Genomic DNA, 20,391 nt, shown 5'->3' on the forward strand with positions numbered 1-20,391 from the left:
CCGCGCCCCTGAAAAAGCGGGGCTGCGCCCCTGCTTTTTCGGCCCGAAGAGCACGGGGCGCAGCCCCTGCTCTTCAGGGGCGCGGGGAACTGCGCGACCAGCCCCCACGCACCCGCACCCGACAACGCACCCGCCCAAACCCCGGCACCCCCGAGCCACCACGCGTTCAACCGGCGTTCAGGCGGGAGCGCAACCGTGGCGCGACAACTCAGGGTCCGCCCCCCACGGTCAGCCCCCGCCACGCAGGAGACAGCATGCCGCTCACCCGCAGGGACTTCGCCAGACGATCCGCGGTCACCGGAGCCGGTGTCGCGCTGGCCGGCAGCGTAGGCGCCCTCGCCACCGCGCCCAACGCCCTCGCGTCGACCGACACGGACCTGGACACGGACACCGACCACGCGGCCCACGACGACGACGGCACCGAGCGCGGGGCGGACCGCCACGCCGGCGTCGGCTACGGCCCGCTCGTGCCCGACCCCAACGGCATCCTGGCGCTGCCCGCCGGGTTCAAGTACCGGATCATCACCTACAGCGGGAAGACCAAGCTGGAGTCGGGCGAGTTCACGCCGGGCAAGCACGACGGCACCGCCGCCTTCCCCGGCCCCCGTGGCACCACCCTCCTCGTCAACAACCACGAGCTGAAGGGCCCCCGGGCCACCTGGGAGTTCCCGGTCCCGCTCACCGAGGGGCTCGTCTACGACCCCGCCGCGGCCGGCGGCTGCACGGTCGTCGAGGTCCGGCCCGACGGACGCGTCGCCGAGTGGGTCGGCATCGCGGGCACCTCCACCAACTGCGCGGGCGGCAGCACCCCGTGGAACACCTGGCTCACCTGCGAGGAGAACTCCGACCGGGCCGGCATCAACGGCATGACCAAGGACCACGGCTACGTCTTCGAGGTCGACCCCTGCGACCGCCGGGCCAACCGCGCCCCGAAGCCGCTGAAGTTCTTCGGCCGCTACGACCACGAGGCCGTCGTCATCGACCCCAAGCGCGGCCACGCCTACCTCACCGAGGACGCGGCGGCCCCCAACGGCCTCTTCTTCCGCTGGACCCCGCCCAAGGGATTCAGCTACGGCCCCGGGAAGTTCCGTACCCTCGCCGACGACGCGGGCGTCCTCCAGGCCCCCCGCTGCTACGACTCCGGCGGCCGGTTCGTCGACGACCTGTCCCGCGCCACGAGGATCGGCACGGTGTACGGGGTCGACTGGATCGACGTCCCCGACCGTGACGCCAAGTCCGTCGCCGTGCGCAAGCAGTTCAGCGACACCGAGATCACCCGCGCCCGCAAGCTGGAGGGCATGTGGTGGGGCGACGGCGGCGCGTACATCGTCTCCTCGTACGCCCGTGACGAGAGCCCCGAACAGCACGACGGCCAGGTCTGGTTCTACGACCCCAAGCGCCGCACCCTCACCCTGAAGGTCCTGCTCGGCGTCAACCCGGACCCGTCCGTCGACGGCGCCCTCGACGGCCCCGACAACATCACCGTCTCCCCGTACGGCGGCATCGTCCTCGCCGAGGACGGCGAGGGCGTCTCGCATCTGTTCGGCGCCACCGACAGCGGCCGTACGTACCCGATCGCCCGCAACGACCTGAACATCGGCACCGAGGAGGAGCCGGAGTACAGCGAGTTCGCCGGCGTCACCTTCTCGCCCGACGGCAGGACGCTGTACGCCAATATCCAGACCCCGGGAATCCTGCTCGCCATCACGGGCCCCTGGAAGCGGCAGAAGCGGTAAGCAGTAATTAATTCGATGGCCCGTCCCGTGGCGCGCCTCCTAGAGTGATGCCTGTCCAGGTGCGAAGGCAGGACCTACTTCCACTCATAATGGGGCGCGCGCGGGTTCGAGTCCCGCCACCGGCACCAACACGCCGGTGTAGCTCAGGGGTTAGAGCACCTACGTCGGTTCCGCCGAATTCGATCTCTGGACACCCAAAGCTTTACGCACCTCCCGGTGCGCTCGTCGATCTCGGGAGGCGCGGCAGATGGTGGGTGCCCGGTGCGCAGGCAGCGGATACTTCGGGAACTGGTGGGGTGAAAATCCTCATGCGGGTTCGAATCCCGTCATCGACCAAGGGTCGGTGTGGCGGAACGGAAGACGCGCCAGTTATAAGCACCGCCGCCGAATTCGATCTCGGTCACCTTCCAACTGCCGCGCCTCGAAGAATTCGGGGGAATTCATCATGGCGCGATTCAACACGAAGGCAGGAAAGGCACAGCCCACCTCGACGGGGCGTGTGCTCCGTACGCACGAGGGCGGCCGAGGTCGTGAGCGGGACGAGCGCTCGGAGCTGTTCCTGCTGTCGATCGCCAACTTCGTCGCGCAGAAGACCTTCTACGAGAGCGGCGAGGACCGCGACGACCGGTTCGCCGCGCTCGTCCGCCGGCTCGCCGTCACCGACCCGGTGTGGACGGCCGGCCTGCTCGGCTGGCTGCGCGGCGAGGGCAACCTCCGTACCGCTTCGATCGTGGGCGCCGCCGAGTACGTGAAGGCACGGCTCGACGCGGGCGTCACCGACGGGCCCACCAACCGTCAGGTCGTCGACTCGGTGCTGCGGCGTCCCGACGAGCCCGGTGAGCTGCTCGCCTACTGGACCTCGCGGTACGGCCGCAACCTCCCCAAGCCGGTGAAGCGCGGTGTCGCCGACGCCGTACGACGCCTCTACAGCCCCAAGTCGCTGCTGAAGTACGACACCGCGTCCAAGGGCTACCGCTTCGGCGACATCCTGAACCTGGTGCACGCCGCGCCGGACCCGGACAAGCCGTGGCAGGGGGACCTGTTCCAGTACGCCCTCGACCGGCGCCACCACCCGGACACGGCGGTCGTACCCCGGTCGCTGCCCATGCTCACGGCCCACCGTGACCTGATGGAGCTGCGGCCCGCCAAGCGGCGCAAGGTCGTCACCGGAGCCGGCGGCGCCCGGCGCCTCGCGGACGCGGGCATCACCTGGGAGGCGCTGGCGGGCTGGCTGCAGGGGCCGATGGACAAGGCGGCGTGGGAGGCCGTCATCCCGTCCATGGGTGCCATGGCCTTGACGAGGAACCTGCGGAACTTCGACCAGGCGGGTGTCTCCGACGAGGTCGCGGCCCAGGTCGCGGCGCGGATCAGTGACCCGGCGGAGGTCGCGCGGTCGCGGCAGTTCCCGTTCCGCTATCTGTCGGCGTACCGCCACGCGCCCTCGCTGCGCTGGGCGTACCCGCTGGAGCAGGCGCTCGGCCACTCGCTGGCCAACGTGCCCGCGCTGCCCGGCCGGACCCTGGTCCTGGTCGACCGCTCGGGCTCGATGTTCTGCTCGCGGCTGACCGACCGCTCGTCGCTCACCTACGCGGACGCGGCGGCGATCTTCGGCACGGCGCTCGCGCTGCGGGCGGCGGACGCGGATCTCGTCGAGTTCGGGAGCACGAGCCGGGCGGTGCGGTTCGGCGCCGGCGAGTCCGTGCTGAAGATCATCGAGCGGTTCGGCGACCTGGGCGGCACCGACACCACCGAGGCCGTCCGCCGCCACTACCGCAAGCATGATCGCGTACTGATCGTCACCGACGAGCAGGCCACGTACAGCCACTACGGCGACCCGACCGCGCAGATTCCGGCCGGTGTGCCGGTCTACACCTGGAACCTCGCCGGCTACCGGGCGGGCCACGGCCCCGCCGGCAAGCAGAACCGCCACACCTTCGGCGGCCTCTCGGACGCGGCTTTCCGGATGGTGCCTCTGCTGGAGGCGGCCCGGGACGCCGACTGGCCGTGGGCCCACGGACGGGGTTGACGGCCGGAGTGAACGACGGGGGTGAGTGTGGCCCGTATCCCAGTGGGGGTACGGGCCACACTCTTGTTCGGCACTCGTGCTGACATCTAACATTTCAGTCCATGGAGGCCATACGACCGGTCGGCCGCACCCTTCTCAGGGACCGTGCCTACCAAGCCATCCGGGACGCCATCGTGGCCGGGGAGATCGAGCCCGGTGCGGTGGTGCGTGACGCCGAGTTCGCTGAGTTGCTGGGGCTGTCGCGGGCGCCGGTGCGGGAGGCGTTCTCGCGGCTGGTGGACGAGGGGCTGCTGGAGAGCAAGCCGCAGAGCTACACCCGGGTCACGCCCGTCGTGGCCGCCGATGTGCGGGACGCCGCGGCCGTGGTCGGCGCGATGCACGAGCTGGCCACCCGGACCGCCGTGCCTCGGCTGTTCGCGGCGGACGTCGAGACGATGCGCTCGGCCAACGAGCGGTTCGCGGCGGCCGTCGGCTCGGGTGACGTCGACGCCGCGCTGGTCGCCGACGACGAACTCCATGACGTCCTCGTCCGGGTGAGCGGCAACCGCGCCGCCGCCGCGACGATCGCCCGCTACACCCCGCTCATCCGCCGCCTGGAACGACGCCGCTTCGGCGAAGGCGGCAACTGCCGCTCGGCCGGACTGCACGACCAGCTCATCGAGGCCTGCGCCGGCGGCGACACGGACGAGGCGGTCCGCGTCACGACGGAGATCTGGCACGGCCTGGCCGCGCTCGTCGACGAGCCCGAGCCCGACGACCCCGACCCCGACCCCGACCCCGACGAGTCCGAGGGGCCTCGTGCCGAGGCCGTCGGCGAGCACGCCACCGCAGTGGACCACTGACCCACTCCACCCCGGGAGGACCCGTGTCCCTTTCTTCCTTCGAGCGCTACCCGCTCCTCTTCGGGCCCTCCCCGGTCCACCGGCTGGAGCGGCTGACCGCCCACCTCGGCGGCGCCTCCGTCTGGGCCAAGCGCGAGGACTGCAACTCCGGTATCGCGTACGGCGGCAACAAGACCCGCAAGCTGGAGTACCTGGTCGCCGACGCGCTCGCCCAGGGCTGCGACACCCTTGTCTCCATCGGCGGCGTGCAGTCCAACCACACCCGCCAGGTCGCCGCGGTCGCCGCCCGCGCCGGGCTCAAGTGCGTCCTCGTGCAAGAGAGTTGGGTCGACTGGCCGGACGCCGTGTACGACAAGGTCGGCAACATCCTGATCAGCCGGCTGGCCGGAGCCGACGTACGGCTCGTCCGGGCCGGCTTCGGCATCGGTTTCAAGGAGAGCTGGGAGCTGGCGCTCAGCGAGGTCGAGGACGGCGGCGGCAAGCCGTACGCCATCCCGGCCGGCGCCTCCGACCACCCCCTCGGCGGCCTCGGCTTCGCCGGCTGGGCGTACGAAGTCGCCGAGCAGGAGCGGGAGCTGGACGTCTTCTTCGACACGGTGGTCGTCTGCTCGGTGACCGGCTCGACCCAGGCCGGCATGGTCGCCGGTTTCGCCGCGCTGGAGGAGGCGGGCGGACGGCCGCGCCGGGTGATCGGCATCGACGCCTCGGCCAAGCCGGACACCACCCGTGAGCAGATCGCCCGCATCGCCCACAACACCGGGCAACTCATCGGCCTCAAGCGGGAGTTGACCGTCGCCGACGTCGAGCTGGACGAGCGCTACCACGCCGGGATCTACGGCGTCCCGGACGACGCCACCCTCGTCGCCATGCAACTCGCCGCACGCACCGAGGGCATGGTCACCGACCCCGTCTACGAGGGCAAGTCCATGGCCGGCATGATCGACCTGATCGAACGCGGCGAGATCAGCCCCGACTCCACAGTCCTGTACGCCCACCTCGGCGGCCAGCCCGCGCTGAACGCGTACAGCGGGGTCATCCAGTGACACCGGGCGCGGTGTTCCGGGGCTGATCGACCAGGGCCGGGCGGGTGCGGAGGTCCGCACCCGCCCGTGCCCGTGTGGTCAGAGTGCCTGCGCCGCCGGCTTCACCATCCCCCTGACCGTGCGGGACTTCACGAAGTCGCCCATCGCGGTCATCTCCCACTCGCCGGAGAACTGCTTGATCAGTTTGGCCATCATGACGCCGGTCTGGGCCTCGGCGTTGGTGAGGTCGAAGCGGACGAGTTCCTCGCCGCTCGCGGCATCGATGAGGCGGCAGTAGGCCTTGGCGACCTCGGTGAACTTCTGGCCGGAGAAGGAGTTGACGGTGAAGACCAGGCCGGTGACCTCCTGGGGGAGCCGGCCGAGGTCGACCACGATCACCTCGTCGTCGCCCCCGCCCTCACCCGTGAGGTTGTCACCCGAGTGCTTGATCGCGCCGTTCACGATGGAGAGCTTGCCGAAGTAGCAGCTGTCGATGTGGTTGCGCTGCGGGCCGTACGCGATGACCGACGCGTCCAGGTCGATGTCCTTGCCCCGGTACGCCGGCTCCCAGCCGAGGCCCATCTTGACCTGGGAGAGCAGCGGGCGGCCGCCCTTGACCAGGGAGACCGTCTGGTTCTTCTGGAGGCTGACGCGGCCCTTGTCCAGGTTGATCTTGCCGGTGCCCGGGGCGGAAGCGGGAGGGGCCGAGGGGGCCGGGGGTGCCGTGACCTGCGGGGTCGGCGGGGTAGCGGGTCGTACGGGGGTCGGGGTCGGAGTCGGGACGGGCGTCGGCACGGGGGTCGGGGCGGGGTCCTCGACCGAGACGCCGTAGTCCGTCGCGATGCCCGCGAGGCCGTTCGCGTAGCCCTGGCCCACCGCGCGGGCCTTCCACGCGCCGTTGCGCAGATAGATCTCCACGATCACCAGGGCCGTCTCCGGGCCCAGCCGCGGCGGGGTGAACGAGGAGATCACCGAGCCGTCCGCCGCGTTGCGGATCGTCGCCGTCGGCTCGATGCCCTGGAAGGTCTGGCCCGCCGCGTCCGGGCTCGCCGTGACGACGATCTTCTCGATGCCCGGCGGGACGGCCGTGGTGTCCACCGTGATCGAGTCGGGCGCCGCACCGCCGCCGGAGCGGTAGGTCACGCCCGGCCCGGTCGGCTGGTTGTAGAAGATGAAGTCGTCGTCCGAGCGCACCTTGCCGTCGGCGGTGAGCAGCAGGCCCGATACGTCGAGCCGCACGGGTGCGGCGACGTCCACCGCGACGTGGGTGACGGGCAGCGGGATGTTCGAGCCGGGGGTCATAGCGGTCATGCCCGGTGAACGATCCGGGTCGCTTTACCGTTCCCTTACCAGCGCACGTCGGGCGGCCGTTCGGGTCAGCGGCGGTTGCGGGGGTGCTCCCGGGCCGTGCGCTCGTTGCCCCGCCGGTAGTTCCCGGTCCAGCGGGCCATTACCAGCTGCGGATCGCCCACGGCCACCTCGGCGAGGAACCGGGTGGCCCGCGGCCCGCGCAGCGTCGTGGCCGCACGGCCGTGATGGTCGATCGTCACCGTGCCGTCGGCGTGCTCGGTGAAGGTGAATCCCTGGGGGCGTGGCATGTCCCGGATGGTAGGCGTGTGGGTGGCCGCGGCCCACTCGTTTTCGCGGGCCCGCCGCGCCGCGCCGCGCCGCGCCGCTCCCCGCCCCGCCCCGCCCCGCCCCGCGCTCCTCCCCTCCTCTCACTCCCAGAAACGCGCCAGCGCCCCTTCCTTGTACGGGGCGGGGGACACGCTCAGTTCGCCGGAGAAGGGGCGGTCCAGGCTCATCGTGAGCAGCAGGCTCAGCCCGATCAGCAGGGCGATGAGGGTGACGAAGGTCAGGTGGGCCTTGAAGCTCCGGATGCCGTAGAGGAGGGACAGGGGGATCATCACCAGCGCGCCCCCGTAGACCAGCAGCTTCAGCAGGGTCGGGAGGGACGACTGGGCCAGGGTCAGGCGGGCACGCCGCTCCGCGACCACTCCGTCGAGGTGGGCCACGGCCTGGGCGTAGTACACCTTCTGGGACTCGGCGGTCGGCTCGTAGGACTGCAGGGCCCGGTACACGGCGCGGATGGCGGGCTCGGTGGCCTCGGAGGAGGGCCGGCCGGCGCGCATGCGGGGCCACTGGTCGTTCACCACGGCCTGGACGTACAGGCCGACGGCCTCGGTCACCTCCCGCCGGACCGGCTCCGGGAACGCGTCGGCGTCGCGGACGATCTCGGCGCAGTGCGTGGCCTCCGAGGCGACCACGGTCTCCGCGACTCCGATGCCCTCCCACTCGGCGACGACCACGAAGGCCAGGAAGATGCCGTAGATGGCGCCGTACATCCCGAGCAGCACGCCCACCATGTCGTTCTGCGCGCCGTTCAGGAGCTGCGGGAGCCTGCGGCGGACGACCAGGCTGCCCAGGGCCGCGAAGACGATGACGCTCCCGGCCATGAACACGGTCAGGGCGAGCGGGCCGAAGCTGTTGAGCAGCCAGAGTTCCATGGCCGTCAGTCTTGACCGGCGGCCGGGAGCAGGTGGGGCATCGAGTTGTCGATCAGCCGAACGGGTGATCCGCCCCCACCTGCCCCCCACCTGCCCCTACTTGCCCCCGACCTGCGGCGACCCGCCCTCCCGCACCACCCCTATGGCACTCCTATGGCACCCCTACGGCACCACGACGATCTTCCTCCCCACCCCCGACGCGAACTGCTCCAGCGCCTGCGGGTACCGCTCTAGCGGCAGCCGGTCGCTGATGAAGATCTCGGGGTCGAGGACGCCGCCTGCGAAGAGTTCCGCCGCTCGCTCGAAACTGTGGAGGACGGCCATGGAGCCCGTGATGGTGATCTCCTGGTTGTAGATGCGGTACGGGTCGATCGACACCCGCGTCGCGTAGTCGGCGACCCCGAACTGGAGGAATGTGCCCGCCTTGGCCACGCGGTCCAGCCCGTCCTGGATGGCCGCCGCGTTGCCCGTGGCGTCCACGACGAGGTCCCAGCCCTGGGGGCGTTCCAGTTCGTCGGGGTTCGCGGCGGCCCCCGAGACCCCCAGCCGCCGTGCCGTCTCCAGCCGCGCGGGGTTCACGTCGACGACGTCCACACTGGCCGCGCCCGTTCGCTTCGCCAGCTCCAGCATCATCAGGCCCATCGTTCCCGAGCCGTAGATCAGGACATGGGCGCCGAGGCGGGAGCGGAGGACGTCGTACCCCCGTACCGCACAGGACAGCGGTTCCACCAGCGACGCGTCCTGGGTGCGGACGTGTTCCGGCAGCCGTACGCAGTTGGCGACCGGCGCGACCGCGTACTGGGCGGCACCGCCCGCCACGGTGACGCCGATCGCGGCCCAGCGTGCGCAGAGGTTGTTGTGGCCGGTCCGGCAGTACCGGCACTCGTGGCAGTACAGGGACGGGTCGACGGCCACCCGGTCGCCGACCGCCAGTTCCGTGACCCGGGTGCCCACCCCCACCACCTCGCCCGCGAACTCGTGGCCGGGCACGATCGGCAGCGTGGGCGCGAACTCGCCCTGGAGGATGTGCAGATCGGTGCCGCACAGACCGCACGCGGCGACCTCGACGACGACCTCGCGGGGGCCCGGTGTCGGGTCCGGGACCTCGGCGACGACGGCCTTGCCCACGGACTCGATGACGGCGGCCTTCATTTGACGGCTCCCAAGGACAGGCCCTGGACCAGTTTGTCCTGGGCGGCGAACCCCGCGGCGAGCACCGGCAGGGAGATGACGAGCGACGCGGCGCACACCTTGGCCAGGAACAGGCCCTGGCTGGTGATGAAGCCGGTGAGGAAGACGGGGGCGGTCTCCGCCACCACGCCCGTCAGCACACGGGCGAACAGCAGCTCGTTCCAGCTGAAGATGAAGCAGATGAGGGCGGTGGCGGCGATCCCGGGGGCCGAGATCGGGGCGACCACGCGCGCGAGGACCGTCGGCAGCCGGGCCCCGTCCAGCTGCGCGGCCTCGATCACCTCGACCGGGACCTCCGCCAGGAAGGACTGCATCATCCAGACGGCGATCGGCAGGTTCATGGAGGTGTAGAGGAGGACGAGCAGCCAGATGTTGTCCAGCAGGCCCGTGTTCTTCGCGAAGAGGTAGATCGGGAGCAGGCCCGCCACCACCGGCAGCATCTTGGTGGAGAGGAAGAAGAACAGGACGTCCGTCCACTTCTTCACCGGGCGGATCGACAGGGCGTACGCGGCCGGGAAGGCGAGCAGCAACACCAGGAGCGTCGAAGCCAGGGACGCCACCGTCGAGTTGATCAGGGCCGGCCAGGGGCTGGCCCCGCCGTCCACGCCGAAGAACTCGCGGTAGCCGTCGAGGGTGAGGGAAGCCGCCCAGGACGGGGGGTTGGTTGCGGCGTCCGGTTCCGAGTGCAGTGACGTCAGGGCCATCCAGGCGATGGGCAGGAAGAACAGGATCCCCAGCAGCCAGGCCACCAGGCCCAGGCCGAGTCCCTTGCGGCGCACGGCAGTCGACCTCATGACCGGCCCGCCTCCTCGCGGAACAGCGACGAGACCACGCGCAGCGCGAACGTCGCGATGATGATCGAACCGATGACGACCAGGACGCCGGCGGCCGAGGCGAGGCCGTTCTCGTGGGCCTGGTAGAAGGTCTGGTAGACGGTGTACGGCAGGTTCGCGGTGCCCAGGCCGCCCGAGGTGATCGTGAAGACCGCGTCGAAGTTCTGCACGATGTAGATCGAGCCGAGCAGGGCGCCCAGTTCGAGGTAGCGGCGCAGATGCGGGAGCGTCAGATGGCGGAAGATCTGCCAGTCGTTCGCCCCGTCGACCCGGGCCGCCTCGATCTGCTGGTGGTCCCGGGACTGCAGTCCCGCCAGCAGGATCAGCATCATGAACGGCGTCCACTGCCACACCAGCGAGGCCTCGACCGCGAGCAGCGGGGTCTCGGAGATCCAGTCGGGCTGGGGGCCGCCCACGTAGTGCAACAACCCGTTGAACAGGCCGTATTCGGGGTTGTAGAGCACATGTTTCCAGAGCAGGGCCGCCGCGACCGGGACCACCAGGAAGGGGGCGATCAGGAGGGTGCGGACGATGCCCCGGCCCTTGAATCTCCGGTCGAGGAGCAGGGCGAGGACCAGGCCGAGGACGAGGCTGGCGAGGACCACGGCGACCGTCAGCAGGATCGTCGTCCACACCGAGCGGCGCAGGTCGGGGTCGGTGAGGACCTCGCCGTAGTTGGCGAGACCGGTGAAGGCGCGGGCGTCGGGGTAGAGGGAGTTCCAGTCGAAGAAGGAGATCACCAGCGTGGCCACGAACGGGAGTTGGGTCACGGCGATCATGAAGATCAGGGCGGGGAGGAGCGGGGCGCGGGTGGCCCAGGCGCGCAGTCGGGCGTTCGGTGCGCCCTGGGTGCGTACGGGGGTCGCCGCCCTCGGCGCTGTCGTGGTCGCGGTCATCGTCCCTCGTACTCCTCGGAGATCTGCTCGGCGAGCGCCTGCGATTTCTTGAGGGCCGACGCGACGGACTGGCGTCCGGCGATGGCCGCGCTGATCTCCAGGGAGACCTTGGTGCCGAGGTCGGTGAACTCGGGGATGCCGACGAACTGGATGCCGGGCGCGGGGCGCGGCTGCACCCCGGGGTCGGTGGGCCGGGCGCCCTCGATGGCCTCACGGGTCATCTCCTGGAAGGCGGCGGCCTCTTCGCGGTAGTCGGGGTTGGCGTACGTCGACTCCCGTTTCCCTGCGGGTACGTTGGACCAGCCGATCTCTTCGCCGACCAGTTCCTCGTACTCCTTGCTCGACGCCCAGGAGACGAACTTCCAGGCCTTGTCCGGGTTGCGGGAGGCCTGCTGGATGCCCCAGGCCCAGGTGTAGAGCCAGCCGGAGGACTCGGTCCGCTCGACCGGCGCCGGCGCGTAGCCGATCTTGCCCTTCACCGGGGAGTCGGCCGCCTCCAGGGAGCCGGCGGCGGAGGTGGCGTCGTACCACATGGCCGTCTTGCCCTGGGTCATGTTGTTGAGGCACTCGGCGAACCCGGCCTGGGCGGCGCCGGATTCACCGTGCTCGCGCACGAGGTCGACGTAGAACGTGGTCGCCTTCTCGAACTCGGGGGAGTCGAGCCGGGCCTTCCAGTCCTTGTCGAACCAGGTGCCGCCGAAGGTGTTCACGACGGTGGTGAGGGGGGCCATGACCTCGCCCCAGCCGGGCAGTCCGCGCAGACAGATGCCCTTCATGCCGTCCTCGGCGCCGTCGGCCTTCGCGGCGAGGTCGGCGACCTGCTGCCAGGTGGGGTGTTCGGGCATGGTGAGGCCCTGCTCGGCGAAGACGTCCTTGCGGTACATCAGGAAGGACGACTCGCCGTAGAACGGCTCCCCGTAGAGCTTGCCGTCGTCGCCGGTCAGGGACTGGCGCATGGGTTCGAGGATGTCCCGCTGGTCGAAGTCCGGGTCCTTCGCGACGTACCCGTCCAGCTCCTCCAGCCAGCCGTTGCGGGCGTAGATCGGTATCTCGTAGTTGCTCAGCGTCGCCACGTCGTACTGGCCGGCCTGGTTGGCGAAGTCCTGGCTGATCTTGTCGCGGACGTCGTTCTCCGGCAGCACGGTGAAGTTCACCCTGATGCCGGTCTCCTTGGTGAAGTGCGCGGCCGTGAGCTTCTGCAGCTCCTGCATCTGCGGGTTGTTGACCATCAGGACGTTGATGGCGTCGCCGCCGGATCCCGCCCCGCCCGCCCCGGTCCAGCAGCCGGAGAGAAGCGGGGCGAGCAGCGTCCCTGCGGCGACCGCGGCGAGTGCGCGCGGCCTCCGTCGGCTCGGGATTCGCATGAATCGCTCCTGAACATATGGGGAGATAGGGGGAGATAAGGGGTGTGGTGCGGCATGGTGGGGCTGGGGGAGTGGTCGGTCCTGTGGTCAGACCCGGGTGACCTGGGGGCCCCGCAGGGCGTAGCGGTGGGCCTCCGAGGCGGGGAGCAGGGTGCTGGTGACGATCGCGTCCAGGTCGCCCACCTCGGCGAACCGGCAGAAGCTGACCGCGCCGAACTTGGTGTGGACGCCCGCGAAGACCGTGCGCCGGGAGGCCCGGATCGCCTGGGCCTTGACCTCGCTGACGGCCGGGTCGGGGGTGGTGAGGCCGTGCTCGCGGGTGATGCCGTTGGCGCCGATGTACGCCAGGTCGATGACGAAACCGGCCAGCATCCTCGTCGTCCAGTGGTCCACGGTCGCGAGGGTGCCGGGGCGCACCCGGCCGCCGAGCAGCAGCACGGTGGTGTTGCCGGCCTCGGCGAGCGCGCCGGCGGTGGCGAGGGAGGCGGTGACCACGGTCAGCGGCCGGTCCCGGGGCAGGGCCTCGGCGATGAGCTGCGGGGTGAAGCCCTCGTCGACGAAGACGGTCTCCGCGTCGCCGAGCAGGTCGGCCGCCGCGGCGGCGATCCGGCGCTTCTCGGGCACATGGCTGGTGGCGCGGAAGGCGAGCGTCGTCTCGAACCCGGCGCTCTCCACGGGATACGCCCCGCCGTGCGTCCTGCGGACCAGTCCGTGGTCCTCCAGGGCGCGCAGATCACGCCGTACGGTCTCCTTGGCGACGCCCAGCGTGTCGGCGAGTTCGGCGACGTCGACGGCGCCCGTGCGGCGGGCGGCCCGGACGATCTCGCGTTGCCTTTCCTCCGCGCTCATGGCCGACACCCGCTCTCCCTCGCCGTAGCACTGCCCGTTCGGGCCCGGTGGGGGCCTCGGTGCAAGTTCTACCGCCGGTGCGCGGCGCCGACCAGGCCTGTTGCGCGACCGATGATGCCCGTCCCTGACCGTTTCGCGGCGCGGGGGCCCGTCGCGGACCTGGGGCGGAGGGGGGATCGGGCAGCGGGCGTGCCCGAACAGGGGAGCGGGCGGGCCCGTTCGGTGCCCGCCCGCTCCTTCTCGTACGTCGTACGGCCCTCGTTTCCCGCACGGCGTACGGATCCGTGGTGTCCGCCCGGGTCCGGGGCGTCAGTACGGCCAGATCGGCGGGTCGCTCACGAAGTGGCCGCCCAGGTTGGCGTGGGCCACGTCGTCCGGGTCCAGTTCGCCCTGCGCGGCGATCAGCTTCTCGGCGTACGGCTCGGAGTTGTCCCGCGGTTCGTAGCCGAGGGCGCGGGCGCTGGAGAGGTCCCACCACAGGCGGGTGTTGGCGGAGGAGCCGTAGACGACGGTGTGGCCGACGTCCTCGGCGGTCAGGGCGGCGTGGAAGAGGCGGGCGCCGTCGGCCGGGCTCATCCAGAGGGAGAGCATGCGGACGCTGGTGGGCTCGGGGAAGCAGGAGCCGATGCGTACGGAGACCGTCTCCAGGCCGTGCTTGTCCCAGTAGAGCTGGGCCAGGTCCTCGCCGAAGGACTTGGACAGGCCGTAGAAGGTGTCGGGGCGGCGCGGGGTGTCGACCGGGATCAGCGGGTCCTCGCCCTGCGGACGGGGGGTGAAGCCCACCGCGTGGTTGGAGGAGGCGAAGACGATCCGGGGGACGCCCTCCGCGCGGGCGGCCTCGTACAGGTTGTACGTCCCCTCGATGTTCGCCCGGAGGATCTTGTCGAAGGAGGCTTCCAGGGAGATGCCCGCGAGGTGGATGATCGAGTCGACGCCCCGCACGGCCTCGCGGAGGGCCTCCTGGTCGGCGAGGTCGGCCGTGATCGCGTCCGGGGCGCCCTCGACGGGCTGCAGGTCGAGGAGGCGCAGCTCGTAGCCGTAGGCCGGGAGCAGCTCCCGCATCAGGGTGCCGAGGCCACCGGCGGCGCCGGTGAGCAGAACGGTGCGGGGAGCGGGCATCCGTGGATCTCCTTGCATCGCCATGCGTGCACATGTGCGTCCGACATTCACATTCATGGACACGCTAAGGAGTGCGGTCCAGGTGCGTCAAGGGGGACACGGCGGCGGGAAATCGCTGGTGCGGTGCGGGTTGCGCGGCTTGACCGGCCCCGAGGGGGCGCCTTAGCGTGCTTCTGTTCAGAAATGTAAACATGGATCAGTGACATGGACTGGGAGCGCCCGTGACGTCAGCCCCTCTCGCCGCCCGGCTCCGGATCCCCAGCGGCCCGCTGTTCTTCCCCGTCACGGCCTACGGCCCGGACGGCGCGGTCGATCTCGACGCCTGCCGCGCGCACGTCCGCCGGGGTGTCGAGGCCGGGGCCGCCGCGGTCTTCGTCTGCTGCGGCACCGGTGAGTTCCACGCGCTCACCCCCGAGGAGTTCCAGAGCTGCGTCCGCGCGGCCGTCACGGAGACCGCCGGACGGGTGCCGGTGGTGGCCGGCGCGGGCTACGGCACCGCCCTCGCCGTGCGCTACGCGCGTCTCGCCGAGGAGGCCGGCGCCGACGGCCTCCTCGCCATGCCGCCCTACCTCGTCGTCGCGGCCCAGGAAGGGCTGCTGCGCCACTACCGGGAACTGGCCGCGGCGACCTCCCTCCCCGTCGTCGTCTACCAGCGCGACAACGCGGTCCTCACCCCCGAGACCGTCGTCGAACTGGCCCGCACGGAAGGGATCGTCGGCCTCAAGGACGGCGTCGGCGACCTCGACCTGATGACCCGGATCGTCAGCGCGGTACGCGGCGAAGTGCCGCATGATTTCCTCTACTTCAACGGTCTGCCGACCGCCGAGCTGACCCAGCCCGCCTACCGGGCCGTCGGCGTGGACCTGTACTCCTCGGCCGTCTTCTGCTTCGTACCGGAGATCGCCCTCGCCTTCCACCGGGCGCTCGAAGCCGGTGACCGTGCGACGGTGGAACGGCTGCTCGACGGGTTCTACCGCCCCTTCGTCGAACTCCGCGCCCTCGGACGCGGCTATGCCGTGTCACTGGTCAAGGCCGGGGTACGGCTACGGGGGCTGGACGTGGGAGAGGTACGGCCGCCGCTGCACGAGCCGGCCGAGGAACACGTCAAGCAGCTGGGCCAGTTGATCGAGCGCGGGTACGCGCTGCTGGAAGAGCGCCAGGAGGGCAAGTGAAGGCGTCGACGTTCGTCTACCCGTGGGACGTCAATGGGGACCCCGCGGCCGCGGAGCGCATCGCGGGGCTGGGCGTGGGGCAGGTGACGCTCGCCTCCGCGTACCACTCGACCCGTGCGCTCACCCCCCGCCACCCCCGGCAGCGCATCGTCACCGCCGAGCACGCGGCCGTGCTGTACCCGCCGGGCGCGCGCTGGCAGGGCCGTACGCTGCGGCCGTACCCGGCGGGGCAGTGGGCGCCCGGTGACGCGTTCGGCGAGGCGGCCACCGCGCTGGCGCACGCCGGTCTTGAGGTGCACACCTGGGTCGTCCTCGCGCACAACTCCCGCCTGGGCGCCGAGCACCCCTCGACCTCCGTGGTCAACGCGTACGGGGACCGCTATCCCTGGGCGCCGTGCGTCGCGCAGGCGGCGACCCGTGAGTACCTCGTCGACCTGGCCGTGGAGGCGGCGGTGCGCCCGGGGGCGCGCGGCACGGAGCTGGAGTCGCTCGGCTGGTACGGCATCTCCCATCTGCACGCCCACGACAAGACGGCCGGGGTCGCACTCGGGGACGCCGGGCAGTACCTGATGTCGCTCTGCTTCTGCCCGGTCTGCCAGGACGGCTACGCCGAGGCCGGGCAGGACCCGGGCGGTCTCGCGGCGGCCGTCCGCGACGCGCTGGAGCCGTTGTGGCGCGGCGAGGCCGTCGACGAGGGCTGGCCGGCCGTGGAGAAACTCCTCGGCGCGGAGCGGGCCACGGCGACCCGGGTGTGGCGCGACGCGATCGCCCGCTCCCTCCAGGAGACGGCCGTCACGGCGGTACGCTCCGCCGCGCCCGCGGGCTTCCAGATCCTGCTGCACGCGGACCCGGTGACCTACCACTGCGGAGCCAACCCCGGCGTCGACCCCGCACACATCCTGGGCGTCGCCGACGGCGTCGTCGTCCCGTGCGCGGGCGGCCCCGGCCTGCTGCCCGCCTTCGCGGAGGCCGGCCCCGAGGGCGCCGTGCTGGCCGCCAACTTCGGCATCGTCTCCGGCATGGGCGGCAGCCCCGTCACCCTGGCCGAGGACGCGGCCCGCGCGGCCGACCTGGGCGCGACGGAACTCCGCCTGTACCACGCGGGCCTGGCCTCGGACCAGGACCTGACGGCGGTACGGGAGGCGCTGACGGCGGTGGGGTGAGCCGCGCGGTACGCCACCGCCCGGGCTCAGCGCAGCACGCGGTAGGTCACATGGGTGACCTGGCTCGCCGCGCGTGAGGACAGCTGTTCCAGGCGTAGGGGCGGGACGCCCTCGAAGAGGCGGGTGCCGGGGCCGAGGGTGAAGGGGGCGATGTGCAGGCGCAGTTCGTCGATCAGACCGGCGGTGAGGTACTGGTTGACGGTGGTCGCGCCGCCGAGGACCGTGACATCGCCGTCGCCGGCCGCCGCGCGGGCCCGGGTCAGCGCGGCGGCGATGCCGTGCGTGACGAAGTGGTACGTGGTGCCGCCGTCCATCGGCTGTGGCTCGCGCGCGTGATGGGTGAGCACGAACACCGGCGCGTGGAACGGCGGATCGTCGCCCCACCAGCCGTTCCACCGCCGGTCCCAGGCGCCGCGCACCGGGCCGAACATGTTGCGCCCCATGACGAAGGCCCCGGCCGTGCTCAGCCGGGCGATCTCGGCCCGGTTCTCCTCCGGCGTGTCGAACATCCAGGCGTGCAGCCTGCCGCCCGACCCGTCGCCGCCGTCGTCACCGAACGGGCGTTCCTCCGTCTGGTGGTGCCCGGCCGAGCAGCCGTCGACCGAGATGGTGATGTCGCAGATCACTTTGCCCATGGGGAGAGGGTCTCCTACTTGTCAGCGATGCCGCAGTAGCCAGGCCGCTGTCAGCAGCGTCATGGTCCCGGTCGCCGTCAGGAGCACGGGGAGGGCGACCGCTTCCACCAGGGCCGCGCCGATCACCATGCCCACCGCCGTCGGGGCGAAGAGCAGCGTGTGCGCGGTGGCGGTGGCGCGGCCCAGCAGGTGGGCCGGGGTCTCGCGTTGGAGTGCCGTGAGCGCGGCGATCAGTGCGCAGGGGAGGCCGAGGCCGATCGCCGCGCCGCACACCAGGGCCACCGTGTCGTCGGGCACCGCTCGGAGCGCGATGGCCGACCCCGTCAGGGCGATCCCGCAGGCCGCGAAGCGGAGTTCGCCCAGGCGGCGCAGGAGGGGGCCCGTGGCCAGGCCGACGCTGATCGAGCCGGCGCCCTGGGCCACGTAGAGGAGACCGGTGTACGCGGGGGAGTGGCCGAGGGAGGCGACCACCGCGTAGATCAGGGAGCCGTTCACACCGGAGAGCAGCATGGTGGTGCCGCCGGCCAGGATCAGGGGGCGCAGGCGCCGGTCGGTGAGGAGGTGACGGGCGCCCTCCGCCGTGCGGGCGCGGAGGCCCGGGGCGGGGCGGCCGGTGGGGAGGGTGCTACTGGGGGAGGGGCTGGTGGGGAAAGGGCGGCGCTCCCGGGTCCGCACCAGTCCGTACAGGCCCGCCGCCGCGACGAACGTCACCGCGTCCAGCAGCGCCACCGTCGCCCCGCCGTACGCGGTGTAGAGGCCCGCCCCGGCCAAGGGGGCCACCAGCTTGGTGCTCTCGTTCGCCGTCATCCGCAGGCCGTTGAAGTCGCCGAGGAGGGTGGGGGCGACGGCGGTGGCGACGAGCGCCGACTCCGTCGCGTCGTGGACGACGCCCGCCGTGCCGTAGACGAGGAGGACCGCGTAGAGGAGCCAGAGGTCGCCCGGGGTGTCGACCGTGAAGAGGGTGAGGAGGAGGGCGGCCAGGGCGAGGTTGGTGGTGATGAGGAGGGCGCGGCGGTGGGGGCGGTCCGCGAGGGTGCCCAGGAGGGGGCCGGCGAGGAGCGGGGCCCACAGGGCGACCCCGCACAGCGCCGCCAGGGTGTCCGAGCCCGTGAGGTCCTTGGCCCAGACCCCCGCGACCAGCCACATCGCGCTGGAACCGAGGCCCGAGACCACCACCCCGGCCAGATACGGGCCCGCGACGCGGTCCCGGAGGACACGTCCCGCCGCCCATGTCGTGGGTGTCTTGGATCCCGTGGGTGTCATGGGTGTCATGGGTGGTGAGCGTGGCGCTAAGGCCCCGTCGTACGGATCGGGCGGATGCCCTACGCATCGTCGCCGGGAGGAGTGGGCGCGGGGCGGGCGATGAGTTCTCGGGGTGCCGAGGGTCTACCGAACAACAGAGCACCTCGGCGCGAGGCGATGCCTCGGCGCCCACCGGACGCCTCCAAGGAGCAGCACCGATGACCGACCACGGTTCGACCCCGACCGACCACGGTTCGACCCCGACCGACCCCGGTTCGACGCCGACCGACCCCGGCTCGATCCCGCTCGACCTCGGCCCCCAGACCCGGATCGTCGCCCGGCTCGCCGCGGCCGTCGGGGACGAGCGGCTCTCCGACCCCACGCCCTGCCCGGAGTACGCCGTGCACCACCTCCTGGGGCATCTGCTCCACCTCGCCGCGGCCTTCCGGGACGCGGGCCGCAAGGACCTGGGGCCCTCGACCGACACCAACCCGCAGGCCGCGCTGCCCGACATCGGGCCGGGCTGGAGGGAAGACCTGCCGCGGGTGTTCGGTGAGCTGGCCGGCGCCTGGCAGGACCCGGCCGCCTGGACGGGCGAGACCCGGGCCGGTGGCATCCCGCTGCCGGGGGACATCGCCGGAGCGGTCGCGGTGGACGAACTGGTCGTGCACGGCTGGGACCTCGCCCGTGCCACCGGCCAGACGTACGAACCCGACCCCGCGGCCCTCGCCGCGACCCACGCCTTCCTCGCCGCCTCCGCCGACGACCCGTCGCGCGGCGAGATCTTCGGCCCCGTGGTCCCCGTCCCGGACGACGCGCCGCTGCTCGACCGCGTGATCGGTTTGAGCGGACGTGATCCGAAGTGGAAGCCATAGCGCCTGACCAGCGAGCAACCCGGTGAGCAACCCACGAAAGAACGCAAAACCCGGCGCGCGCCCCCGTCCACCTCCGTACGCTCCCGAGCATGCCCCTCAGCCTCACCGTCCTCGGCACCGCCTCACCGCACCCCCGCCCGGGCCGGCCCGCCTCCGGGTATCTGCTGCGCGGCGGGGGCGCCGAGATATGGGTGGACGCGGGGTTCGGTACGTTCGCCGAGTTGCAGAGGCACACGGATCCCACCCGGCTCACGGCGATCTGGATCTCCCATCTGCACGCGGACCACAGCGCGGATCTGGTGGCCGCGATGTACGGGTACGCGTACGGCGGCCTCACCCTGCCCGCGCCGCTGCCCGTCTACGCGCCCGGCGACTGCGCCGCGCGGCTCGCGGGGTTCCTCGGACGGTCGGACCCCTCCTCCCTGAGCGATGTGTTCGACTTCCGTCCCCTGTACGACGGGCACAGCGTCCGGCACTGGAACCTCACCCTCACCGCCCATGCCGTCGTCCACGACGTGGAGTCGTACGGGCTGCGCGCCGAATGCCAGGGCCGGGTCTTCGCGTACTCCGGCGACAGCGGCCCGTGCGACGCGCTGAGCCGACTCGCGGGCAGCGCCGACCTGTTCCTGTGCGAGGCGGACGTCGACACCCATCGCGAAGGCGAACCCCGGGTGCATCTCACTCCGGAGGAGGCCGGGACGTACGCCAAGGGCGCGAGCCGGCTGCTGATCACCCATGTGGGGCCCACGCTCACCCCGGAGGGGGCGACCGGCCGGGCGGCCGTCGTCTTCGGCGGGCCGACCGAGAGCGCGCGCGAGGGCGACACCAAGATCGTGTGACGGCAGGCACATCTTTTTCTGTCCGAACCGTTGACGAAACACCAGCCCCCTCCTACCTTCAACGCGTCGTACTTCGTACG

The 20,391-nt window shown here is 71.6% G+C and carries 19 protein-coding genes and 1 tRNA gene; 9 read left to right on the top strand and 11 right to left on the bottom strand.

All coding sequences use genetic code 11. The features are described from left to right. The first annotated feature begins 254 nt into the window (after positions 1-254). From ACZ7MG_RS38140 to ACZ7MG_RS38160, 5 genes are all read left to right on the top strand, one after another. Positions 255-1,736 carry an alkaline phosphatase PhoX gene (locus tag ACZ7MG_RS38140; protein WP_471391772.1) on the top strand — a complete coding sequence of 494 codons (1,482 nt, stop codon included), beginning with the start codon at positions 255-257 and terminating at the stop codon, positions 1,734-1,736. A gap of 49 nt (positions 1,737-1,785) precedes the next feature. Continuing rightward, positions 1,786-1,864 (top strand) — tRNA-OTHER (locus ACZ7MG_RS38145). A 317-nt stretch (positions 1,865-2,181) separates the two neighbouring features. Next, the gene (locus ACZ7MG_RS38150; protein WP_471391770.1) at positions 2,182-3,762 is read left to right on the top strand and encodes a TROVE domain-containing protein; all 1,581 of its coding nucleotides are present in this window, start codon (positions 2,182-2,184) and stop codon (positions 3,760-3,762) included. Between the two features lie 101 nt (positions 3,763-3,863). Further along, a complete protein-coding gene (locus ACZ7MG_RS38155) occupies positions 3,864-4,604 on the top strand; it encodes a GntR family transcriptional regulator (RefSeq protein ID WP_471391767.1) in 741 nt (246 codons plus the stop codon). A 23-nt stretch (positions 4,605-4,627) separates the two neighbouring features. Beyond that, a complete protein-coding gene (locus ACZ7MG_RS38160; RefSeq protein ID WP_471391764.1) occupies positions 4,628-5,647 on the top strand; it encodes a 1-aminocyclopropane-1-carboxylate deaminase in 1,020 nt (339 codons plus the stop codon). 78 nt (positions 5,648-5,725) lie between these two features. Here the strand turns inward: ACZ7MG_RS38160 and ACZ7MG_RS38165 are convergent, their stop codons facing one another. The 9 genes from ACZ7MG_RS38165 to ACZ7MG_RS38205 form a co-directional block, all read right to left on the bottom strand. After that, positions 5,726-6,928 (bottom strand): TerD family protein, encoded by a 1,203-nt coding sequence (locus ACZ7MG_RS38165; protein WP_471392095.1) that lies wholly within the window; start codon positions 6,926-6,928, stop codon positions 5,726-5,728. 74 nt (positions 6,929-7,002) lie between these two features. Further along, complete coding sequence (locus ACZ7MG_RS38170; RefSeq protein ID WP_471391762.1) at positions 7,003-7,224, bottom strand: hypothetical protein; 222 nt, start codon at positions 7,222-7,224, stop codon at positions 7,003-7,005. Positions 7,225-7,344: 120 nt separating this feature from the next. Next, a complete protein-coding gene (locus ACZ7MG_RS38175; protein WP_471391759.1) occupies positions 7,345-8,133 on the bottom strand; it encodes a bestrophin-like domain in 789 nt (262 codons plus the stop codon). Between the two features lie 162 nt (positions 8,134-8,295). Next, a complete protein-coding gene (locus ACZ7MG_RS38180; protein ID WP_471391756.1) occupies positions 8,296-9,285 on the bottom strand; it encodes a zinc-dependent alcohol dehydrogenase family protein in 990 nt (329 codons plus the stop codon). Further along, the gene (locus tag ACZ7MG_RS38185) at positions 9,282-10,118 is read right to left on the bottom strand and encodes a carbohydrate ABC transporter permease (protein WP_471391753.1); all 837 of its coding nucleotides are present in this window, start codon (positions 10,116-10,118) and stop codon (positions 9,282-9,284) included. Before ACZ7MG_RS38185 ends, ACZ7MG_RS38180 begins: the two co-directional genes overlap by 4 nt. Then, on the bottom strand, positions 10,115-11,053 hold the full coding sequence (locus ACZ7MG_RS38190; protein ID WP_471391750.1) for a carbohydrate ABC transporter permease: 939 nt from the start codon (positions 11,051-11,053) through the stop codon (positions 10,115-10,117). The genes ACZ7MG_RS38185 and ACZ7MG_RS38190 overlap by 4 nt, the downstream gene beginning before the upstream one ends. Next, complete coding sequence (locus tag ACZ7MG_RS38195) at positions 11,050-12,417, bottom strand: ABC transporter substrate-binding protein (RefSeq protein WP_471391748.1); 1,368 nt, start codon at positions 12,415-12,417, stop codon at positions 11,050-11,052. Before ACZ7MG_RS38195 ends, ACZ7MG_RS38190 begins: the two co-directional genes overlap by 4 nt. A gap of 87 nt (positions 12,418-12,504) precedes the next feature. After that, positions 12,505-13,266, bottom strand: a complete 762-nt coding sequence (locus ACZ7MG_RS38200) for a DeoR/GlpR family DNA-binding transcription regulator (protein WP_471391745.1) — start codon at positions 13,264-13,266, stop codon at positions 12,505-12,507. A 309-nt stretch (positions 13,267-13,575) separates the two neighbouring features. Then, positions 13,576-14,385, bottom strand: coding sequence for an NAD-dependent epimerase/dehydratase family protein (locus tag ACZ7MG_RS38205; RefSeq protein ID WP_471391742.1), 810 nt, complete (start codon positions 14,383-14,385; stop codon positions 13,576-13,578). A 221-nt stretch (positions 14,386-14,606) separates the two neighbouring features. Between ACZ7MG_RS38205 and ACZ7MG_RS38210 the strand changes: the two genes are divergently transcribed. Further along, a complete protein-coding gene (locus tag ACZ7MG_RS38210) occupies positions 14,607-15,557 on the top strand; it encodes a 5-dehydro-4-deoxyglucarate dehydratase (RefSeq protein WP_471391739.1) in 951 nt (316 codons plus the stop codon). Next, a complete protein-coding gene (locus tag ACZ7MG_RS38215; RefSeq protein WP_471391736.1) occupies positions 15,554-16,720 on the top strand; it encodes a hypothetical protein in 1,167 nt (388 codons plus the stop codon). The genes ACZ7MG_RS38210 and ACZ7MG_RS38215 overlap by 4 nt, the downstream gene beginning before the upstream one ends. A gap of 26 nt (positions 16,721-16,746) precedes the next feature. Here ACZ7MG_RS38215 and ACZ7MG_RS38220 read toward each other — a convergent pair whose 3' ends face one another. Both ACZ7MG_RS38220 and ACZ7MG_RS38225 read right to left on the bottom strand, forming a co-directional pair. After that, complete coding sequence (locus ACZ7MG_RS38220; protein WP_471391734.1) at positions 16,747-17,355, bottom strand: dihydrofolate reductase family protein; 609 nt, start codon at positions 17,353-17,355, stop codon at positions 16,747-16,749. 21 nt (positions 17,356-17,376) lie between these two features. Beyond that, the gene (locus ACZ7MG_RS38225; protein ID WP_471391731.1) at positions 17,377-18,618 is read right to left on the bottom strand and encodes an MFS transporter; all 1,242 of its coding nucleotides are present in this window, start codon (positions 18,616-18,618) and stop codon (positions 17,377-17,379) included. A gap of 197 nt (positions 18,619-18,815) precedes the next feature. Between ACZ7MG_RS38225 and ACZ7MG_RS38230 the strand changes: the two genes are divergently transcribed. Both ACZ7MG_RS38230 and ACZ7MG_RS38235 read left to right on the top strand, forming a co-directional pair. Then, on the top strand, positions 18,816-19,472 hold the full coding sequence (locus ACZ7MG_RS38230; RefSeq protein ID WP_471391728.1) for a TIGR03086 family metal-binding protein: 657 nt from the start codon (positions 18,816-18,818) through the stop codon (positions 19,470-19,472). A gap of 89 nt (positions 19,473-19,561) precedes the next feature. Beyond that, positions 19,562-20,311, top strand: a complete 750-nt coding sequence (locus ACZ7MG_RS38235; RefSeq protein ID WP_471391725.1) for an MBL fold metallo-hydrolase — start codon at positions 19,562-19,564, stop codon at positions 20,309-20,311. Positions 20,312-20,391 lie beyond the last annotated feature (80 nt).

Source organism: Streptomyces sp. NPDC107538 (assembly GCF_055657445.1).